Source organism: Stenotrophomonas sp. PAMC25021 (assembly GCF_004795795.1).
GTDB classification, from domain to species: Bacteria; Pseudomonadota; Gammaproteobacteria; order Xanthomonadales; family Xanthomonadaceae; genus Stenotrophomonas; species Stenotrophomonas muris.
In genome coordinates this window covers 928,671-946,012 of record NZ_CP039255.1, presented here as the reverse complement: position 1 = coordinate 946,012, position 17,342 = coordinate 928,671, and the positions used below count along the sequence as shown (strand labels likewise).

At 67.5% G+C, this 17,342-nt stretch carries 18 protein-coding genes; 8 read left to right on the top strand and 10 right to left on the bottom strand.

Going from position 1 to position 17,342, the window contains the following annotated elements:
* Positions 1-5: 5 nt before the first annotated feature.
* Positions 6-461 (bottom strand): SUF system Fe-S cluster assembly regulator, encoded by a 456-nt coding sequence (locus E5790_RS04500; protein WP_005408436.1) that lies wholly within the window; start codon positions 459-461, stop codon positions 6-8.
* Positions 462-670: 209 nt separating this feature from the next.
* Between E5790_RS04500 and E5790_RS04495 the strand changes: the two genes are divergently transcribed.
* Both E5790_RS04495 and E5790_RS04490 read left to right on the top strand, forming a co-directional pair.
* Positions 671-1,138: an SET domain-containing protein-lysine N-methyltransferase gene (locus E5790_RS04495; RefSeq protein ID WP_111205822.1), complete on the top strand. Its 468-nt coding sequence runs from the start codon at positions 671-673 to the stop codon at positions 1,136-1,138.
* A 162-nt stretch (positions 1,139-1,300) separates the two neighbouring features.
* Positions 1,301-1,843 carry a type 1 glutamine amidotransferase domain-containing protein gene (locus E5790_RS04490; protein ID WP_032957815.1) on the top strand — a complete coding sequence of 181 codons (543 nt, stop codon included), beginning with the start codon at positions 1,301-1,303 and terminating at the stop codon, positions 1,841-1,843.
* Between the two features lie 72 nt (positions 1,844-1,915).
* Here E5790_RS04490 and E5790_RS04485 read toward each other — a convergent pair whose 3' ends face one another.
* The 4 genes from E5790_RS04485 to E5790_RS04470 all read right to left on the bottom strand — a co-directional run bounded on the left by E5790_RS04485 (position 1,916) and on the right by E5790_RS04470 (position 4,146).
* Positions 1,916-2,512, bottom strand: a complete 597-nt coding sequence (locus E5790_RS04485) for a DUF1439 domain-containing protein (RefSeq protein WP_014646273.1) — start codon at positions 2,510-2,512, stop codon at positions 1,916-1,918.
* A gap of 82 nt (positions 2,513-2,594) precedes the next feature.
* Positions 2,595-3,128 carry a hypothetical protein gene (locus tag E5790_RS04480; protein WP_032957813.1) on the bottom strand — a complete coding sequence of 178 codons (534 nt, stop codon included), beginning with the start codon at positions 3,126-3,128 and terminating at the stop codon, positions 2,595-2,597.
* A gap of 56 nt (positions 3,129-3,184) precedes the next feature.
* A complete protein-coding gene (locus tag E5790_RS04475; RefSeq protein ID WP_014646275.1) occupies positions 3,185-3,493 on the bottom strand; it encodes a DUF3861 family protein in 309 nt (102 codons plus the stop codon).
* A 254-nt stretch (positions 3,494-3,747) separates the two neighbouring features.
* Positions 3,748-4,146 (bottom strand): HU family DNA-binding protein, encoded by a 399-nt coding sequence (locus E5790_RS04470; protein ID WP_010483539.1) that lies wholly within the window; start codon positions 4,144-4,146, stop codon positions 3,748-3,750.
* A 371-nt stretch (positions 4,147-4,517) separates the two neighbouring features.
* Here E5790_RS04470 and E5790_RS04465 point away from each other — a divergent pair, with 371 nt between their 5' ends.
* A complete protein-coding gene (locus E5790_RS04465; RefSeq protein ID WP_014646276.1) occupies positions 4,518-4,949 on the top strand; it encodes an OsmC family protein in 432 nt (143 codons plus the stop codon).
* A 166-nt stretch (positions 4,950-5,115) separates the two neighbouring features.
* Here E5790_RS04465 and E5790_RS04460 read toward each other — a convergent pair whose 3' ends face one another.
* Both E5790_RS04460 and E5790_RS04455 read right to left on the bottom strand, forming a co-directional pair.
* The gene (locus tag E5790_RS04460; protein WP_032957811.1) at positions 5,116-5,994 is read right to left on the bottom strand and encodes a PhzF family phenazine biosynthesis protein; all 879 of its coding nucleotides are present in this window, start codon (positions 5,992-5,994) and stop codon (positions 5,116-5,118) included.
* Positions 5,995-6,124: 130 nt separating this feature from the next.
* Entirely contained in the window at positions 6,125-6,997 is an 873-nt protein-coding gene (locus tag E5790_RS04455) for a PhzF family phenazine biosynthesis protein (RefSeq protein ID WP_032957809.1), read from the bottom strand.
* A gap of 75 nt (positions 6,998-7,072) precedes the next feature.
* On the opposite strand from E5790_RS04455, the gene E5790_RS04450 reads away from it, so the two are divergent.
* From E5790_RS04450 to E5790_RS04435, 4 genes are all read left to right on the top strand, one after another.
* The gene (locus E5790_RS04450; RefSeq protein ID WP_111205823.1) at positions 7,073-9,667 is read left to right on the top strand and encodes a bifunctional aspartate kinase/diaminopimelate decarboxylase; all 2,595 of its coding nucleotides are present in this window, start codon (positions 7,073-7,075) and stop codon (positions 9,665-9,667) included.
* A 76-nt stretch (positions 9,668-9,743) separates the two neighbouring features.
* Positions 9,744-11,096 (top strand): UDP-N-acetyl-alpha-D-muramoyl-L-alanyl-L-glutamate epimerase, encoded by a 1,353-nt coding sequence (murL, locus tag E5790_RS04445; protein WP_136191702.1) that lies wholly within the window; start codon positions 9,744-9,746, stop codon positions 11,094-11,096.
* The gene (gene murD / locus E5790_RS04440; RefSeq protein WP_111205825.1) at positions 11,077-12,486 is read left to right on the top strand and encodes a UDP-N-acetylmuramoyl-L-alanine--D-glutamate ligase; all 1,410 of its coding nucleotides are present in this window, start codon (positions 11,077-11,079) and stop codon (positions 12,484-12,486) included. The genes murL and murD overlap by 20 nt, the downstream gene beginning before the upstream one ends.
* 87 nt (positions 12,487-12,573) lie before the next feature.
* Positions 12,574-13,107 carry a hypothetical protein gene (locus E5790_RS04435; protein WP_111205826.1) on the top strand — a complete coding sequence of 178 codons (534 nt, stop codon included), beginning with the start codon at positions 12,574-12,576 and terminating at the stop codon, positions 13,105-13,107.
* A 60-nt stretch (positions 13,108-13,167) separates the two neighbouring features.
* On the opposite strand, the gene E5790_RS04430 is transcribed toward E5790_RS04435, so the two are convergent.
* Positions 13,168-13,758, bottom strand: a complete 591-nt coding sequence (locus tag E5790_RS04430) for an SMI1/KNR4 family protein (protein WP_049441098.1) — start codon at positions 13,756-13,758, stop codon at positions 13,168-13,170.
* A 70-nt stretch (positions 13,759-13,828) separates the two neighbouring features.
* Positions 13,829-15,064: a hypothetical protein gene (locus tag E5790_RS04425; RefSeq protein ID WP_227863608.1), complete on the bottom strand. Its 1,236-nt coding sequence runs from the start codon at positions 15,062-15,064 to the stop codon at positions 13,829-13,831.
* Between the two features lie 155 nt (positions 15,065-15,219).
* Here E5790_RS04425 and E5790_RS04420 point away from each other — a divergent pair, with 155 nt between their 5' ends.
* Complete coding sequence (locus tag E5790_RS04420; RefSeq protein WP_100449586.1) at positions 15,220-16,011, top strand: dienelactone hydrolase family protein; 792 nt, start codon at positions 15,220-15,222, stop codon at positions 16,009-16,011.
* A 173-nt stretch (positions 16,012-16,184) separates the two neighbouring features.
* On the opposite strand, the gene E5790_RS04415 is transcribed toward E5790_RS04420, so the two are convergent.
* On the bottom strand, positions 16,185-17,183 hold the full coding sequence (locus tag E5790_RS04415) for a polyprenyl synthetase family protein (RefSeq protein WP_111205828.1): 999 nt from the start codon (positions 17,181-17,183) through the stop codon (positions 16,185-16,187).
* Positions 17,184-17,342 lie beyond the last annotated feature (159 nt).

Sequence of the window (17,342 nt, the reverse complement as noted above, 5' to 3'; positions counted from 1 at the left end):
ACGGATCAGGAGACGACGTCGACAGCGATGGTGCGGCGCTGTTCGTCATCGGCAAGGGGGAGAGGGGGCAGGATCTGCGCGAGGGTGACATCGCGCAGGGCCTCGGAGACCACGTCGTTGATCAGCCGCCAGCTGCTGCGCGCGCCGCACTTGGGCGCCATGCCGCACTGGTGGTGGTCGTGGCTGCATTCGGTCAGGGCCAGTGGCCCTTCCATCGCTTCGACCACTTCGAACAGCGAGATCTCGATGGCCGGGCGGGTCAGGCGGTAGCCGCCACGGACGCCACGCAGGCCTTCGACCAGGCCGGCCTGGGCCAGTGGCTTGAGCACCTTGCTGACGGTGGGCGGCTCCAGACCGGTGAATTCGGCCAGCTCGGTGGCACTGAGCACTTCGCCCGGACGGGCGGCCAGCACGGTCAGCACGACGGTGGCGTAATCGGTGAGTTTGGTGACGCGCAACATGGGGATGCGAGTGGTTCTTAAAGCGGACTGAAATTGTACGCTTTTATTCGCCACCATCCAAGCCGGGCATTCAGCCGGCGCTTGGGCCAGGCCGGGAGCACACACCGCGGCCGTTGCCGGGGCGCAATGCTGCGCCAACGGGGTGATTTTCGCAATCACCCGGAATGGGCGAGAATCCCCATTCCATTCGCTGCAAACAGCCCGCGCCGATGCCGAAGAAGATCCAAGCCCGCAAGTCCGCCATCCATGGCAACGGCGTGTTCGCCGTGGCCCCGATCAAGCAGGGCGAGCGCGTGATCCAGTACAAGGGCCTGCTGCGCAGCCACGGTGATGTCGATGCCGATGACAGCGGCGACGTCGAAAGTGGCCATACCTTCCTGTTCACCCTCAACGATGACTGGGTGATCGACGCCAACTACAAGGGCAACGACGCGCGCTGGATAAACCACAGCTGCGACCCGAACTGCGAGGCGGTGATCGAGGAGGACGAGGACGGCGACAGCCGGGGCGACAAGGTGTTCATCGAGGCACTGCGTGATATCAAGGCCGGCGAGGAGCTGACCTACAACTACGGCATCACCCTGGCCGAGCGCCACACCGCCAAGCTGAAGGAGATCTGGGAGTGCCGTTGCGGCTCGCCCAAGTGCACCGGCACGATGCTGCAGCCCAAGCGCTGATCGGTACCGGGTAGTGCCGGCCGCTGGCCGGCAAGGCGCAATCCAGGTGCCGGCCAGCGGCCGGCACCACCCGGCGGCTCTCCACCTGCCGTGCACGACAGGGTCACCGCCGCGCAAGGGCCGTTCTTCCATTCTGTGGGCTCCCCCAACCGGAGTGCCTCCATGGCAGAGCGATTGAAGGGCAAGCAGATTGCCATCCTTGCCACCCACGGCTTCGAACAGTCTGAACTGATCGAACCCAAGCGTTTGCTGGAAGCGGAAGGGGCGCGCGTCAGCGTGGTCTCGCCCGCAAAGGAAGCGACGATCAAGGGCTGGAAGGAGAAGAACTGGGGCGACGCCGTCGCGGTGGATATCCCGTTGGATGAGGCCGATCCTGCACGCTTCGATGCGGTGGTTCTGCCCGGCGGGGTCATCAATCCGGACACACTGCGCACCGATGATGCCGTACTGGCCTTCATCCGTTCAGTGGATGAAGCCGGCAAGCCCGTGGCGGCGATCTGCCATGGCCCGTGGCTGCTGATCAACAGCGGCCTGGCCGATGGCCGCGAGCTGACCTCCTGGCCTTCCCTGCAGCAGGATCTGGCGAACGCGGGCGCGACATGGCGCGATGCCGAGGTGGTGGTCGACGGCAACGTCATCACCAGCCGCAAGCCGGATGACATTCCGGCTTTCAGCGAGGCGGTGGTAAAAGCGCTTGCCGCCTGATGCGCTACCGGTAGTGCCGGCCGCTGGCCGGCAGATGCAGTGACGTGCTGCCGGCCAGCGGTCGGCACCACCTCATTTGCCCAGCAGGCCTGCCGGTACCAGGTTGCCCAGGTTCTGGTTGAAAGTGACCACCAGCTTGCCGTTCTTCACCTGTGCCGACTGCACCTGCAGGGCGCCGAGCACCCCGGCCACGGCCGGGTCCAGCTTGTAGATCGGTTCGCGCTGGGCGTAGTCGCTCAGCCACGCATTGAGCAGGCCACGGGTGCGCGAGTCGAGGCGGCCGCCCTGGTTGGCCGGGGTGAAGTCATCCACGCTCGGCTGCTGCAGGTGAAAGCCCTGTGTCTGCGCGTCGTAGCGCAGGCCGCTGCTGAGCTTCACCGTGCCCAGTCGGGCCGGGTTGCCGCCGGCGGTGGCCAGCGCGACGTCCATGCCCAGGTTCAACCGTTCGCCGGCCGGAAGGCTCAGCTGCGGATGGCTCATGGTCAGGGCGATCAGGCCGCCGAGGGCGTCCTGGGTGCGCGGGAAGCTGCCATCGAGGTACTGCTGCACGTCGCTGGCGCCCACCGACAGTTCGCGGCCGGAAATGGAGGGAGCCGCCTGCGCACCGATCGCAGCGGCGATCAGCACGGTGGAGGCCGCGAGGCGGGTCATCAGGGAACGCAGGCGCATGTCGGTGACCGGTGGGAAGCAGATGGATGGATCAAAGAGTAGCCGCGCAGGCTGAATCGCGCGTGCATGCCGCTGCAACGGTTCAGTCCAGCGTTGGACGCAGCTGTGCCGACTGGATCTGCCAGGCGCTGCCGTCACTGCTGGGCTGCACGCGGTACCAGCCGCCGAAGCGGAACGTGCCATTGGCGGTGACCGCACGGATCTGCACAGGGACTTCAAGCAGCCGCGGTGGCTGCCGGTCATCTCGGGCGATCGGGGTATCGCTGTGCAGGCGCAGCGTGCGCAGGTCCTGCAGCTGCCGCAGCGCGGCGTCGTCTGCATGCCGCGGGTCGCCGGGTGGGATCGTCCAGGCAGCATCGCTGGCGGCGCGGTCGCGGTTGAGCAGTGCGGCGACGTAGCGGTTGAGCATCGTCGACGGCGGCTCTGCGCCGTCGTCGACGGCGGACAGCAGCGTCATATCGCTCGCCTGCAATGCTGCGGGACCGGGGCCGGTACCGGTGTCCGCTGCTGCGGCGACGGGAGCGGACGCTGCCGTGATGTGATCATTCGTCTGTGCCGCCGGGCGTGAACAACCCAGCAGCACCAGTGGTGCGATCAGGAACAGGATCCTGCGCATGCCCGCCTCCTCCCCGAGGCAACCTGGAGGGCGGCAGTGTATCGGTTGCGCCGCTATCAGCGGGAGGAGGGCAGCTGCTCCAGCGCGTCCAGCGCCGGCAGGACCTGGCCGGCGATGGCGGCCAGTGCGTGGCCGTCGGTCTCGGCGTGGCGCTGTACGATGTCGCGCAGCAGCTGGGTGGCGATCACCAGGGTCGCGCGCTCGTCGCCACTGATGCCGGCGGTACGCGGGGCCGCTTCCAGCAGGCGCATCAGGTCGCGTCCGGCGCGGTGTTCCAGTTCGATGGTGCAGCGCCCGGTGCACTGCAGCCCGTCCTTTTCGATCGGGGTTACCGAGATCCGGTAGCGGGTGGAGGGGCTGGCCATGAGGGTGTGCTCGCCGTAGCTGTGGAGGATGTGCCCACCATAGGCAAGGCCACGGCTGGCGGCGACGGCCGGCGCTGCACGCAGTGTTCCACCCGGTACGTTCCGCGCCCTTTGCGGAGCACCGGCAGCCAATGCTGGCGGGCCTGTACGGGGATTGCCGGGGCCGCGGCAACGCTGTGTTGCGGGGTGTGGTGCGGACAAAAAAAACGGGACGGCCAGAGCCGTCCCGTCGGAATCCGCGTTGGGGCGCGCGCTTACAGCGCGGCGTCCTTCAGCTTCTTCAGCGGACGCACCTTCAGCTTGGTGGTGGCCGGCTTGGCAGCGAACCACTGCTCTTCCTTGGTGAACGGGTTGATGCCCTTGCGCTTCGGCTTGGCCGGCACATTGACGGTGGTGATCTTCAGCAGGCCCGGCAGGGTGAACGAGCCAGCGCCCTTCTTGTGCACCGAGGAGGCGACGGCGCTTTCCAGCGAGGCCAGCACAGCGCGGACGTCCTTGGCGATGACGCCGGAGGCTTCAGCGATGTGTGCAACCAGGCCGGACTTGGTCAGCACTTCCTTGATCGGCTTCGGAGCGGCCGGCTTGGCGGCTGCCTTCGTCGCGACTTTCTTCACTGCCTTCTTCGGGGCAGCCTTCTTAGCGGTCTTTGCCATGGTTTCCTGTTCCGTGAACGGTTGGTTGTGTGGTCGGCGCCGAACCCCGTCGGCAAGCGCAATGTAGGGCAACTCTCGGGCGCCGCCAATAGCCCGAAGCGCGGAAAGTGCATGTTTTTTCATATCCAGGCCGATTCAGTACATGGCCGGCGGTGGGGGACGGGGGCGCTGCAGCGTGCGCGATGGCTGCTGCCTGCCCGTTGCTGGAATGTGCGAAACCACTGAAAACAAGGGAAAAGTCCACGTCGGTCTGGCGAAGAAGTGACCAGCTGTCCGATGTCCGGCGGACGTGCGGCATGCGGCGGAGCGACGCAGGGCTAACGCGTCCCGTGCGAGAGTGGCCGTTCATCACCGCCACGCAGGAGCAGCACATGGGAATCTCGCGACACGCCACCGCGCACTGGGAAGGCGATCTGAAGTCGGGCAAGGGACAGCTGAGCACGCCGCAGAGCGGGCTGCTGGACAAGACCCGCTACGGTTTCAACAGCCGCTTCGGCGACGAGAAGGGCACCAATCCGGAGGAGCTGATCGCCGCCGCGCACGCCGGCTGTTTCACCATGGCGCTGTCGGCCAAGCTTGGTGAGGCCGGCTTCACCCCGACCTCGCTGGACACCGAGGCCAAGGTCGATCTGTCCCTGGAGGGCGGGCCGCAGCTGTCGCAGATCCGGCTGAAGGTGAAGGCCGTGGTGCCGGGTATCGACGCCGCACAGTTCCGTGCCATTGCCGATGACGCCAAGCAGAACTGCCCGGTGTCCAAGGCGCTGAGCGCGGTGCCGATCAGCCTGGAAGCCGAACTGGGCTGAGCCACGGTAGTGCCGGCGGCGGGCCGGCAACCGCATGATGCCGGGGTCCATGTAGCAGCCGGCCAGCGTTATGGCGGCCTTCCTGGTCCCCACCCTCCGGGCCGTCGCGTCCGACGTTGGCAGCGGCTCCTGCCGCTGCCTTCGGCTCTACCACCCGCCAGCGCGATCACCAATCAAGGGTGCCGGTAATCACCGTCTGCACCTGCCCGCCCGACCAGACCTCGCCGTCTTCATCGACGCGCAGGGTCAGGCGCGCGTCGTGGCCGACTTCGCGGCCCTGGCTGACTTCGAACGATTCACGGCCCCGCGGCAGCGCATCGCGCAGGTCCAGCCATGCGGCCAGCACCGCATTGGCAGCACCGGAGGCGGCGTCCTCGAAGCGGCGGCCATTGCCGACAAAGGCGCGCACCGCCAGATCGAAGCCTTCGCCGCCATCGCTGAAGGCGTAGGCAAACACGCCCATGCTGTCGGTGGATTCGGCCAGAGCCGCGACCGCGTCCCAGTCCGGGCGCAGTGCGCGCAGTGCCGCTTCATCGGCCACCTGCACCACCCACCAGCTGCGCCCGCCCTGCATGCGCGCCGGCGGCAGCGAGCCCAGCGGCCAATCCTTCAGCGCCGCCTGCAGGCGCGGGTCGGTGGCCTCGGCGATCTCCGCCAGCTGCGCGCGCGGGGTGCGGATGGCAATGCGCTGCTGCGCGCCCTCGCCGCTCACGCGCAGCGGCAGCGCACCGGCGATGCCGTCCTGCACGAGCACGCCGTCGACTGGCGCGGCCAGGCCCGCCTGCAGCACCGCATGCGCGGTGCCGACGCTGGGGTGGCCGGCGAACGGAACCTCCTTCTGCGGGCTGAACATGCGCAGCCGGTAGCTGGCGCCTGCGACCTGCGGCGGGAACACGAAGGTGGTCTCTGGCAGGCGCGTCCAGCGCGCAATGGCCTGCATGCTGGCATCGTCCAGGCCTTCGGCATCAAGCACCACGGCCAGCGGATTGCCGGCACCGGCGCGCGGGGAGAACACATCCAGCTGCAGGAAACGGCGGGTGGACATCGGGCAGGACTCCAGTAAACAGGCGGCATAGCGTAGCGCGGGGCACAAAAAAGGGGACGGAGGGAATTAAGTCGCTTATGGCACTTGGGGCACAAGCGACTTAATTCCCTCCGTCCCCTTTTTTCGTGCGCTACCAGCGAAGGTGGCCGTCGATGACCGGCTGCACCTGGCCGCCGATCCAGACCGTGCCCTGCGCGTCGACCTGCACCTGCACGTGGCCATCGCGGCCGACTTCGCGGCCCTGGCTGGCCACGTAGTGGCCCTCGCGGCCGGGCAGGGCGTTGCGCTGCCGCAGCCAGGCAGCGATCAGGGCATTGGCGCTGCCGGTGACCGGATCTTCCGGCACGCTGGCCGCATCGGCGGGGCAGAATGCGCGCACCACACGGGTGTGGTCGGTACCGGCTTCGTCGGCGAATACGGCCACGCCGGTGGCCTCGGTGGCAAGGCTCCAGTCGCGCAGGGCGGCCATGTCCGGCGCCAGGCCGCGCACAGCGGCGGCATCGCGCAGCGGCAGCAGCCACCAGCGCGCGCCGTTGTCCCAGAGTTCGGGCACGTGCCCGTTGGCGGCGAGGGCCAGCAGTGCTTCGGGTGCCGCATCTGCGCCAGTCGCCAGTTGCCGCGCCGGTGGGCTGGCCAGCTGGATCTGGAGTGCCTCGGCCGGGCCGCTCACCCGCACGGGCAGCACCCCCGCCGCGCACTGCTGCAGCAGGGCGCCGTCGCGAGGCTGGGCCAGGCCGCAGCTCACCGCCGCCCAGGCCGCGCCGACGCTCGGGTGGCCGGCGAAGGCCAGCTCACGGGTCGGGGTGAAGATGCGGATGTGGTAGTCGGCGCCGGGCGCGCTGGGGCGCAGGAAGAACACCGTCTCGGACAGGTTCAGCCAGGCGGCCAGGGCCTGCATCTGCTCGCCGGAGAGCGCATCGGCGTCCAGCAGGGCACCCAGTGGATTCCCGGTTCCGGGGCGGGAGGCGAAGACATCGAGCTGCAGGTAACGGAGGAGGGCCATCTACGGGGATATTGCGCTTAGAATCAAAGGTTCCGCCCCCGAGGGCGGCTTCCCCACATTCTACATAGCCAATCCATGTCAGCTTCCCCCCTTGTCGATCGTTGGATCGTACTGAAGTTCGGCGGCACCTCGGTGTCGCGTCGTCACCGCTGGGACACGATCGGGAAGCTGGCGAAAAAACGCGCGGAAGAGACCGGCTCGCGCGTGCTGGTGGTGGTGTCGGCGCTGTCCGGGGTCACCAACGAGCTGACCGCGATCGCCGATGGCGCGCCGGACAGCCGTGATCGCGTGGCCGCGCTGGTCGAACGCCATGAAGGCTTCCTGGCCGAACTGGGCCTGGGCCGCGAAGTACTGGCCGAGCGCCTGGCGGCACTGCAGGGCCTGCTCGACGACCAGCGTGCGGCCACCCGTCCGCTGCAGTGGCAGGCCGAAGTGCTGGGCCAGGGCGAACTGTTGTCGTCCACGCTGGGCGCGGCCTACCTGCACGCCTCGGGCCTGGACATGGGCTGGATGGATGCCCGCCAGTGGCTGGACGCGATGCCGCCGCAGCCGAACCAGAGCGACTGGTCACAGCGCCTGTCGGTGAACTGCCAGTGGCGTGCCGACGCGGAGTGGATGCAGCGCTTCCGCGCGCAGCCGACCCGCCTGCTGATCACCCAGGGTTTCATCTCGCGGCATGCCGATGGCGGTACCGCCATCCTCGGCCGTGGTGGCTCGGATACCTCGGCGGCGTACTTCGGCGCGCTGCTCGGCGCCAGCCGCGTGGAAATCTGGACCGATGTGCCGGGCATGTTCAGTGCCAACCCGAAGGATGTGCCGGACGCGCGCCTGCTGACCCGCCTGGACTACTACGAGGCGCAGGAAATTGCCACCACTGGTGCCAAGGTGCTGCATCCGCGCTCGATCAAGCCGTGCCGCGATGCAGGCGTGCCGATGGCCATCCTCGATACCGAGCGTCCGGAACTGCCGGGCACCAGCATTGACGGCAGTGCTGCACCGGTACCAGGCGTCAAGGCGATCAGCCGCCGCAACGGCATCGTGCTGGTGTCGATGGAAGGCATCGGCATGTGGCAGCAGGTCGGCTTCCTGGCCGATGTGTTCAACCTGTTCAAGAAGCATGGCCTGTCGGTGGACCTGATCGGTTCGGCCGAGACCAACGTCACCGTGTCGCTGGACCCGTCCGAGAACCTGGTCAACACCGATGTGCTGGCCGCGCTGTCGGCCGACCTGTCGCAGATCTGCAAGGTAAAGGTGATCGTGCCGTGCGCGGCGATCACCCTGGTCGGCCGCGGCATGCGTTCTCTGCTGCACAAGCTGTCGGACGTGTGGGCCACCTTCGGCCGCGAGCGCGTGCACATGATTTCGCAGTCGTCCAACGACCTGAACCTGACCTTCGTCATCGACGAGGCCGATGCCGATGGCCTGCTGCCGATCCTGCATGCCGAGCTGATCGACAGCGGTGCGATGCCGGTGGAAGAAACCGAAGTGTTCGGCCCGCGCTGGCGCGAGATTGCCGGCACCGTGCGCCCGCGCGGCACGCCGTGGTGGCGCGGCCAGCGTGCGCACCTGCTGCAGCTGGCCGATGCCGGTACGCCGCGCTATGTCTACCACCTGCCGACGGTGCGCGCCCGCGCCCGCGCGCTGGCCGCGATCAAGCCGATCGACCAGCGTTACTACGCGATCAAGGCCAACAGCCACCCGGCCATCCTGCAGCTGCTGGAAGCCGAGGGCTTCGGGCTGGAGTGCGTCTCGTACGGCGAGCTGAAGCATGTGTTCCAGCACCTGCCGGAGCTGTCGCCGCGGCGCGTGCTGTTCACTCCCAGCTTCTGCCCGCGCAGCGAGTACGAGGCGGCGTTCGCCCTTGGCGTGACCGTCACCGTCGACAACGTCGAAGCGCTGCAGCGCTGGCCGGACCTGTTCCGCAACCGCGAGCTGTGGCTGCGCGTCGACCTGGGGCGTGGCGAAGGCCACCATGCCAAGGTCCGCACCGGCGGCAAGGAGTCCAAGTTCGGCCTGCCGATCGCCCGCGTGGACGAGTTCGTGCGCGCGGCCACCGAGCTGGGCAGCCGCGTGGTCGGCCTGCATGCGCACCTGGGCAGTGGCGTGGAAACCGCGCAGCACTGGCGCCTGATGTGCGATGAGCTGGCCGGCTTCGCCCGCCGCATCGGCAGCGTGCACACCATCGACATCGGTGGCGGCCTGCCGATTCCGTACAGCGACGAAGACGAGCCGTTCGACCTGGACGCCTGGGCCGAGGGCCTGGCCGAGGTCAAGGCGCTGCACCCGGCATTCCGCCTGGCGATCGAGCCGGGCCGCTACCTGGTGGCCGAATCGGGCGTGCTGCTGACCCATGCCACCCAGGTGGTGGAAAAGGACGGCGTGCGCCGCGTGGGCCTGGATGCCGGCATGAACACGCTGATGCGCCCGGCGCTGTACGACGCCTGGCACGACATCGAGAACCTCAGCCGCCAGGGTGGTTATGCCGAAGCGGCGTTCGATGTGGTCGGCCCGATCTGCGAATCCAGCGATGTGTTCGGCAAGCGCCGCAAGCTGCCGGTGTCGACCGCGCCGGACGACGTGATGCTGATCGCCGACGCCGGCGCGTACGGCTATGTGATGGCCAACACCTACAACCAGCGGATGCTGCCGCGCGAAGACGTGATCGAATGACCACCGCGCGCGCCCTGCACCCGCCCACCGACACGCCCCGCGCCATCGCGCGGGCCCGTGCCTGACCGGATACACCATGACTGCTTTCGACAAACACCAGGTTTCCCGCTTCCGCTTCGTCCGCTGCGAATTCGCCGCGGATACCGGCGTGGCCAGGCTGGTCTACGCCTTTGATGACGGCCCGGAGATGGTGGAAACCATCACCGTGCCCGGCGCCCCGTTCGTGCTGGACGAAGCGCGTAGCGCCGCCGTGCAGCGCGCGCTGCAGCTGCTGCACCTGATCGCCGGTGTCAGCTACTACAAGGCCGGCGTACCGGATACGGTCAGCATCGACAGCTACAGCATCGATGCCGATACCGCCGCGCTGGTGGAGACCATTTACCTCAACGGCCTGGGCGAATTCGCCTACCGCAACGGCCTGAACCTGCGCGGCCGCTTCCGGTTGCCGGTGCAGGGCGTAGCTGCGCAGGCGCCGGCGCTGGGCCTGCAGCCGCACGCGCTGGTGGCCATCGGCGGCGGCAAGGATTCGCTGGTCAGCATCGAAGCGCTGCGCCGTGCCGGCGTGGACGAGACCGTGACCTGGATCGGTGGCTCGCAGCTGATCCGTGCGTGCGCCGAGCGCACTGGCCTGCCGACCTTGAACCTGGGCCGCACGCTGGCACCGGAACTGTTCGAGTTGAACCGCCAGGGCGCCTGGAACGGCCATATCCCGGTGACGGTGGTGAACTCGGCGATCATGGTGCTGGCCGCGTTGCTGCACGGCGTGGACCAGGTTGTGTTCTCCAACGAGCGCTCGGCCAGCTACGGCAGCCAGATTCCAGGCACCGGCGAAGTGAACCACCAGTGGTCCAAGGGGTGGGCCTGCGAGCAGGCCTTCGGTAGCCATGTGCAGAAGTACGTGGCGGCGGACCTGCAGTACTACTCGCTGCTGCGCCCGATGTCCGAGCTGGCGGTGGCCCGCCAGTTCGCCAAGAGTGACTTCTACGACGCGCATTTCTCCAGTTGCAACCGCAACTTCCACATCCTCGGCGAGCGCCCGGTGAACCGCTGGTGCGGCGTCTGCCCGAAATGCCATTTCGTGTTCCTGGCGCTGGCCCCGTTCATGCCCAAGACGCGCCTGGTGCGCATCTTCGGCCGCAACCTGCTGGACGATGCCGAGCAGGCCGGTGGCTTCGATGCGCTGCTGGAATTCCAGGACCACAAGCCGTTCGAGTGCGTGGGCGAAGGCCGCGAATCGCGTGCGGCGATGGCGACCCTGGCACAGCGCCCGGAGTGGAAGGAAGACGTGCTGGTGAAGCGCTTCTGCAACGAGATCCAGCCGCAGCTGGATGCCGCCGAATTGGAACTGGCACCGCTGCTGCAGCTGCAGGGCGAGCACCGTGTTCCAGCTGCGCTGTGGGAACGGATGCGTGAAGATTTCGAAGCTTGAAGGAAAGCGCGTCGCGCTGTGGGGCTGGGGCCGTGAGGGCCGCGCCGCGTTTGCGGTGCTGCGCGCGCGCCTGCCCACGCTGGCATTGAGCCTGTTCTGCCCGGTGTCCGAGGTCGAGGCGGCGCGTGCGGAAACGGAGGGCGCGCTGGACGTGCGTGGCGAGCCTTCCGCTGAAGCGCTGGCCGCGTTCGACGTGGTGATCAAATCGCCCGGCATCAGCCCCTACCAGCCGATCGCGATGGCGGCTGCAGGGCAGGGCACCAGCTTCATCGGTGGCACCGCGCTGTGGTTCGCCGAACACGCGGCCGACGATGGCATCGTGCACGACACCGTGTGCGTGACCGGTACCAAGGGCAAGAGCACCACCACCGCCTTGGTCGCGCATCTATTGCGCGCGGCCGGCCACCGCACCGGCCTGGTCGGCAACATCGGCCTGCCACTGCTGGAAGTGCTGGATCCCCAGCCCGCGCCCGAGTACTGGGCGGTGGAACTGTCCAGCTACCAGACTGGTGAGGTGGCACGCAGTGGCGCCCGCCCGCAGGTGGCGGTGGTGCTGAACCTGTTCCCCGAACACCTGGACTGGCACGGCAGCGAACAGCGCTACATCGAAGACAAGCTGCGGCTGGTGACTGAAGCCGCACCGCGCATCGCTGTGCTTAACGCCGCCGATCCGCACCTGGCCGCGCTGTCGCTGCCCGACAGCGAAGTGGTCTGGTTCAACCAGCCGCAGGGCTGGCACATGCGCGGCGACATCGTGCATCGCGGTGAGCAGGCCGTGTTTGATACCCGCAACACGCCGCTGCCAGGCCGCCACAACCGCGGCAACCTGTGCGCGGTGCTGGCCGCGCTGGAAGGGCTGGGGCTGGATGCCGCGGCGCTTGCGCCGGCGGTGCAGGACTTCCGTCCGCTGCCGAACCGCCTGCAGCGCATCGGCGTGGCCGATGGCCTGACCTACGTCAACGATTCGATCAGCACCACGCCGCATGCCAGCCTGGCCGCGCTGGAGTGCTTCGCCGGCCAGCGCATCGCGCTGCTGGTGGGGGGGCATGACCGTGGCCTGGACTGGACCGATTTCATGCAGCACATGGCGCACGATGTGCCGCCGGTGGAGATCGTGACCATGGGCAGCAACGGCCCGCGCATCCACGCGATGCTGCAGCCGTTGGCCGACGCCGGTCGCTTCGGCCTGCATGCGGCGGGCGATCTCGCCGAGGCGATGGCCTTGGCGCGCGCCGCGCTGGGCGAACAGGGCGGGGTAGTGCTGCTGTCGCCGGGTGCACCGAGCTTTGGTGCGTACCGCGACTACGTGGCGCGTGGCCGTCATTTCGCCGCGCTGGCCGGGTTCGATCCGGACAGCATCAGCGCGATTCCCGGGCTGGGTATCGGGTAAGGGGTCGGATCCTTTTCCGCAGGAAAGGGCTCTGACCCCATCGTGCATTTATCATGCAGGCATCCCCGGACGGACCCGGATGCCCGCATGTGCACCTTCATCACCGTGTTCCTGCCCACGTCATTGCCGCACGACGCGGCCGCCGCGGTCTTCACCCGTAGCGGCCGGCGCCTGTTCGCGCAGGCATCACCGAACCTGCAGGCGGCGGTGGGCCCGGATTGGCAGCCGTGGCTGAGTGCCGCGCACTGCGATTGCGGCACCGCGCTGGCCTCGACGAGTGTGCAGCCGGAATGGAAGGGCGATGCCGAACGTTGGCGGAAGAAGGGCTGGAGTGAGGCCAGGATCGCTCGCGCGCTGTCCGAGCAGTTGACGCGGCATGAACAGGATCAGCAGGTGTGCCGCGATAGAGCTCTTGCCGACGCCGGCCAATGGCTGCAGCGCATTGATGCCCTGCTGGGTGTGGGTGCGGCGCGTATCGGACTTCTGGTGCGTGTTTACGACGGCTCTGTGGGGGCCCGGCAGCCGAAGCCGCCGGAACATCATTGGTCGCGGGATCAGCTCGCCGCGGCGGATCTGTTGGCGTTCGCGCCCGGCACGTTGCACTGGATCGAACGCGGGTGAGAGCGCCATCCACGCATGGCGTGGATCTACTGTAGAGTCGAGCCCATGCTCGGCTGGGTTTCAATCCTCGTCCTGGTCGATGAATGCGTAATCGCGATCAATCATTTGTTGCAGGTAGGCGTCGAAGCTGGGCGCGATCACCGCGTAGCTGTCCGGATCGTGCAGGTAGCGCACCACCTGGCCGACCGTGCCGCCCGACCCCGGGTCGAAATCCAGGTACAGCATCGACGTGCCGCCGTTGTTCATGCAGTGCGAGAAGCACAGGCGGCGGTTCATCGGCAGATCGGCGTCGATGCCCTCACCCAGGATCTCCGGTTCGTCATCCAGCCACTCTTCGTAGATCGAACGGATGCTGTCGTCCCACTGCTGCTGGTCTTCGAAGATCTGTGCGACCGAGCGCAGGTAGTACGGATAGTCGCCGACATCGGAGCCGAGCATCAGCACGCACACCTCGCCGCCTGGATACTCGCGGAAATGGGTGCCATCCACGCGCGACAACAGTTCCATCAGGCTGTCAGGGACCTGTGGCCACTGCGCCCGCAGGCGCTGTAGGTCTTCGACAGTGGCACCCTGTACCCACGCCCATTGCGGAGCATCCTCGGCGGGCAAGCGCGGAATCAGGCCAGACAGAAAGCGATCAACAAGGGTCATCGGAAGATGCCAAGAGCAGGGCAGGCACAGCCGGCTTCGCGCATCGAGGCCGGCCGTGCGGCGCGGCGTGTCAGCGTACCACCTGGAAATCGATGATGTCGTAGACCGATGAGTCGTACTTGCCATGCGATTCCAGGGAGATCGCGATGCCGAGGTCCTCGATGAAGGCACGAACACTGCGATCGCCGTCGACCTTGCACTCCAGCCGGATCGCATCGCCAGAAAGCGAGGCTGATACATCGCGTGCCGGGAAGCGTTCTCCGATCACGCAGGACAGCGTGGTGGTGAGTGGCTTGGAAGTGCTGCGTTCCGGATAGAAGACCATCGTCGTCTCTGCGCGGAACCGGCTGCCGGGTGTCCACGCTGCGGGAAGATCCTGCTTCAGCGACCGGGTCTGCAGGGTCATCGCAGCGTCGCGCATGGATGCCAGCTGGAAGAGATTTGCCTTTGACAGCCGATGCATGGTGAACGAGGTGTAGTCCTCGGTGATCTTCAACAGGCCGTTGTCGGCCACCATCGTAATGGTGGTCGGAGTAGTGGAGGGGGCCCTTCCCTTGATCCGGTAGCGGTAGGTCAGCGATGTGAACCGGGGGGCCAGCAACGGGTTGTCCACGCCATCAACAACAGCCTTGATAACCGGCACATCTTCCAGTCGCCGGCCGGCCGCCTGCGGCTGCGGGCGATCGGCAGCGGGTACGTCGGGGCGGAGCTGGGCCATGACATCTGCATCTACCGCCCCTTGCAGCGAACATCCCACCATGGTCCTGCCGCCGCTGGATTCCACCATCAGCACCCGTTCCAGAAGCATGCGTCCGGAGGCAATGCCGCCGCGATTGGAAGTGGGCAGCCACTGATCGCCTGCGCGGACCTCGCTACGGGCATGCATTCCGCGATCGCCCTGCAGGCGCTCGGCATGTTCGATCAAGGGCGACAGCTGCTTGACAACCGTGTCCAGTGGCGCATCGAAGGTGAACCCCCAGCTCATATAACGACCCAGGACGCCCAGGTCCGACGTGTTGTCGAAGTAGGTGGCGACCGGCAGGCCGCCGATGCGAGGTCCGCCACGGAGCTGGACCTCGTTGGTGGTCTCGGAACGATCCTTGGTCTCGATCCAGTTGATCGTGCCTGTCCCACCCAACGATGCGTGCGCGGCCCATGCATCTGCGTGCGTGTGCAGGCTGGAGAAGAAGCTGGCGTCGCAGCGGCTGAACGCGGTGAAAGTCTCGTCCAGCGGACTGGCGCTCAGCTGGGCAGCAGGCAGGAGAAGGGCAAGCGAGGCAAGCGAAGTGGAACCCAGGTTTTTCACGAAACGGGACATCCTTGTTGGGGAAGGGGGGGGGGCACACAGCTGGACACTAGCTATCGGCCTGTTCGTCTGGATCTGAAGTGGGGGCTGCATTGCGTGCTTCGGCTTCACGCCGGCCCCGTACACTCCGGGTTCCCTCTCGGTGGAGCAGGCGCATGAATCGTTGGCGATGCGGTGTGGCGGTGATCCTGGGGCTGGCGGCGATGCCGGCGTGGGCGGCGATGAAGACCCAGCCGGTGGAATGGAAACACCAGGGCACGACCTTCAGTGGCGTGCTGGTCTATGACGACGGCGACAACGACAAGCGCCCGGGTCTGGTGATGGTGCCGAACTGGAAGGGCGTGAACGAATCGGCGGTCGAAAAGGCCAAGCAGTTGGCCGGCGATGACTACGTGGTGCTGGTGGCCGATGTCTACGGAAAGGGCGTGCGGCCGAAGACCGATGCCGAGGCCGGGCCGGTGGCAACCAAGCTGCGCAATGACAGGCCGCTGCTGCGCGCACGTGCGCTGGAGGCGGTGAACGTGCTCAGGGCGCAGGCGGGCAAGGTGCCGCTCGATGCCGGCCGGATTGGCGCGGTGGGCTTCTGTTTCGGCGGCACCACGGTGCTGGAACTGGCCCGTGCCGGTGCGCCGCTGGCCGGTGTGGTCAGCCTGCACGGTGGGTTGGGTTCACCGCTGCCGGCGCAGGCCGGTGGCAGCCATCCGTCGGTGCTGGTGCTCAACGGCGCAGACGACAGGAGCGTGACTGCCGAGGACATCGCTGGCTTCCAGAAGGAAATGGACGCGGCCAAGGTCGATTGGGAGTTCACCAACTACAGCGGTGCGGTGCACTGCTTCGCCGAGCGCGATGCCAACAGTCCGCCGGGGTGCCAGTACAACGAGCGGGCGGCGAAGCGCGCATGGAAGGCGCTGGATGAGTTCTTCGAGGAACGCTTCGAGAAACGTTGATTCGTGCAGTGGTAGTGCCGGCCGCTGGCCGGCAACCTCATGATGCTGCGGATGTCATCGGGAATGCCGGCCAGCGGCCGGCACTACCGATGCTTCAGTGCCGACCAACGGTCGGCACCCACCGGAATGCCGGTTTGGTGGGTGCCGACCGTTGGTCGGCACACCTCAGCCGGTCAATGCGAGCGCTGCACCGCGTAGCGGGCCAGGCCGCGCAGGGCGGCCACGGCATCGTTGTCGCCCAGGCCGTCGAGCGCGCGCTCGGCGGCTGCGGCATATTCCTCGGCACGCGCGCGGCTGTACTCCAGGCCGCCGGTGGCACGGATCGCGGCCAGCACTTCCGGCATCGCCGAGGCGTCACCGTCCTGCACGATGGTGCGCAGGCGCTCGCGGGTGATGTCGTCGGAGTGGGCCATCGCGTGGATCAGCGGCAGCGTGGCCTTGCCCTCGGCGAGGTCGTCGCCCAGGTTCTTGCCCAGCTCCTCGGCGTTGGCCGAGTAGTCCAGCACGTCGTCGGCGATCTGGAACGCGTAGCCCAGGTGCATGCCGTAGTCGAACAGGGCCTGCTGGGTCGCTTCATCCACGCCGCTGGCCAGCGCGCCCAGGCGGGTGCCGGCGGCGAACAGCACCGCGGTCTTGCGCTCGATCACGCGCAGGTAGGCGGCTTCGTCGGTATCCGGGTTGTGCACGTGCAGCAGCTGCAGCACTTCACCCTCGGCGATGCGGTTGGTGGCGTCGGCCAGGATCTGCATCACCGGCATGCGCTCCAGCTCGACCATCAGCTGGAAGCTGCGCGAGTACAGGAAGTCGCCGACCAGCACGCTGGGCGCGTTGCCCCACAGTGCGTTGGCGGTGCTGCGGCCACGGCGCAGGCTGGATTCGTCCACCACGTCGTCGTGCAGCAGGGTGGAGGTGTGGATGAACTCGATGATCGCCGCCAGCTGGTGGTGCTCCGGGCCGGCCTGGCCGACCGCATGGCCGGCCAGCATCACCAGCATCGGGCGCAGGCGTTTGCCGCCGGCGGAAATGATGTGGTCAGCGATCTGGTTGATCAGCACGACGTCCGAGGACAGCCGGCGCCGGATCAGGGCGTCGACGGCGGCCATGTCGGCCGCGGCAAGCGACTGGATCTGGGGCAGGCCCAGGGCGGGACGGGTGTCTTCGGTGATGGTCATGCGATCAGGCTTTCAGGCTCACCACCGATTATAGGCGCTGGCCGTGAATTCGGGCGCAAACCGGCCCGAGCGGCAATTCCAGCCCGGCCTGCGCGGCCCTCCGCGTGAATACGTATGCAGGTTGCGCCATGCCTGGGAGCCCGCCGCTAAGCTTGCCGG

Coding starts and splice junctions, on each gene's coding strand:
- E5790_RS04500 (WP_005408436.1), bottom strand. CDS start 461: ATGTTGCGCGTCACCAAACTCACCGATTACGCCACCGTCGTGCTGACC.
- E5790_RS04495 (WP_111205822.1), top strand. CDS start 671: ATGCCGAAGAAGATCCAAGCCCGCAAGTCCGCCATCCATGGCAACGGC.
- E5790_RS04490 (WP_032957815.1), top strand. CDS start 1,301: ATGGCAGAGCGATTGAAGGGCAAGCAGATTGCCATCCTTGCCACCCAC.
- E5790_RS04485 (WP_014646273.1), bottom strand. CDS start 2,512: ATGCGCCTGCGTTCCCTGATGACCCGCCTCGCGGCCTCCACCGTGCTG.
- E5790_RS04480 (WP_032957813.1), bottom strand. CDS start 3,128: ATGCGCAGGATCCTGTTCCTGATCGCACCACTGGTGCTGCTGGGTTGT.
- E5790_RS04475 (WP_014646275.1), bottom strand. CDS start 3,493: ATGGCCAGCCCCTCCACCCGCTACCGGATCTCGGTAACCCCGATCGAA.
- E5790_RS04470 (WP_010483539.1), bottom strand. CDS start 4,146: ATGGCAAAGACCGCTAAGAAGGCTGCCCCGAAGAAGGCAGTGAAGAAA.
- E5790_RS04465 (WP_014646276.1), top strand. CDS start 4,518: ATGGGAATCTCGCGACACGCCACCGCGCACTGGGAAGGCGATCTGAAG.
- E5790_RS04460 (WP_032957811.1), bottom strand. CDS start 5,994: ATGTCCACCCGCCGTTTCCTGCAGCTGGATGTGTTCTCCCCGCGCGCC.
- E5790_RS04455 (WP_032957809.1), bottom strand. CDS start 6,997: ATGGCCCTCCTCCGTTACCTGCAGCTCGATGTCTTCGCCTCCCGCCCC.
- E5790_RS04450 (WP_111205823.1), top strand. CDS start 7,073: ATGTCAGCTTCCCCCCTTGTCGATCGTTGGATCGTACTGAAGTTCGGC.
- murL (WP_136191702.1), top strand. CDS start 9,744: ATGACTGCTTTCGACAAACACCAGGTTTCCCGCTTCCGCTTCGTCCGC.
- E5790_RS04435 (WP_111205826.1), top strand. CDS start 12,574: ATGTGCACCTTCATCACCGTGTTCCTGCCCACGTCATTGCCGCACGAC.
- E5790_RS04430 (WP_049441098.1), bottom strand. CDS start 13,758: ATGACCCTTGTTGATCGCTTTCTGTCTGGCCTGATTCCGCGCTTGCCC.
- E5790_RS04420 (WP_100449586.1), top strand. CDS start 15,220: ATGAATCGTTGGCGATGCGGTGTGGCGGTGATCCTGGGGCTGGCGGCG.
- E5790_RS04415 (WP_111205828.1), bottom strand. CDS start 17,183: ATGACCATCACCGAAGACACCCGTCCCGCCCTGGGCCTGCCCCAGATC.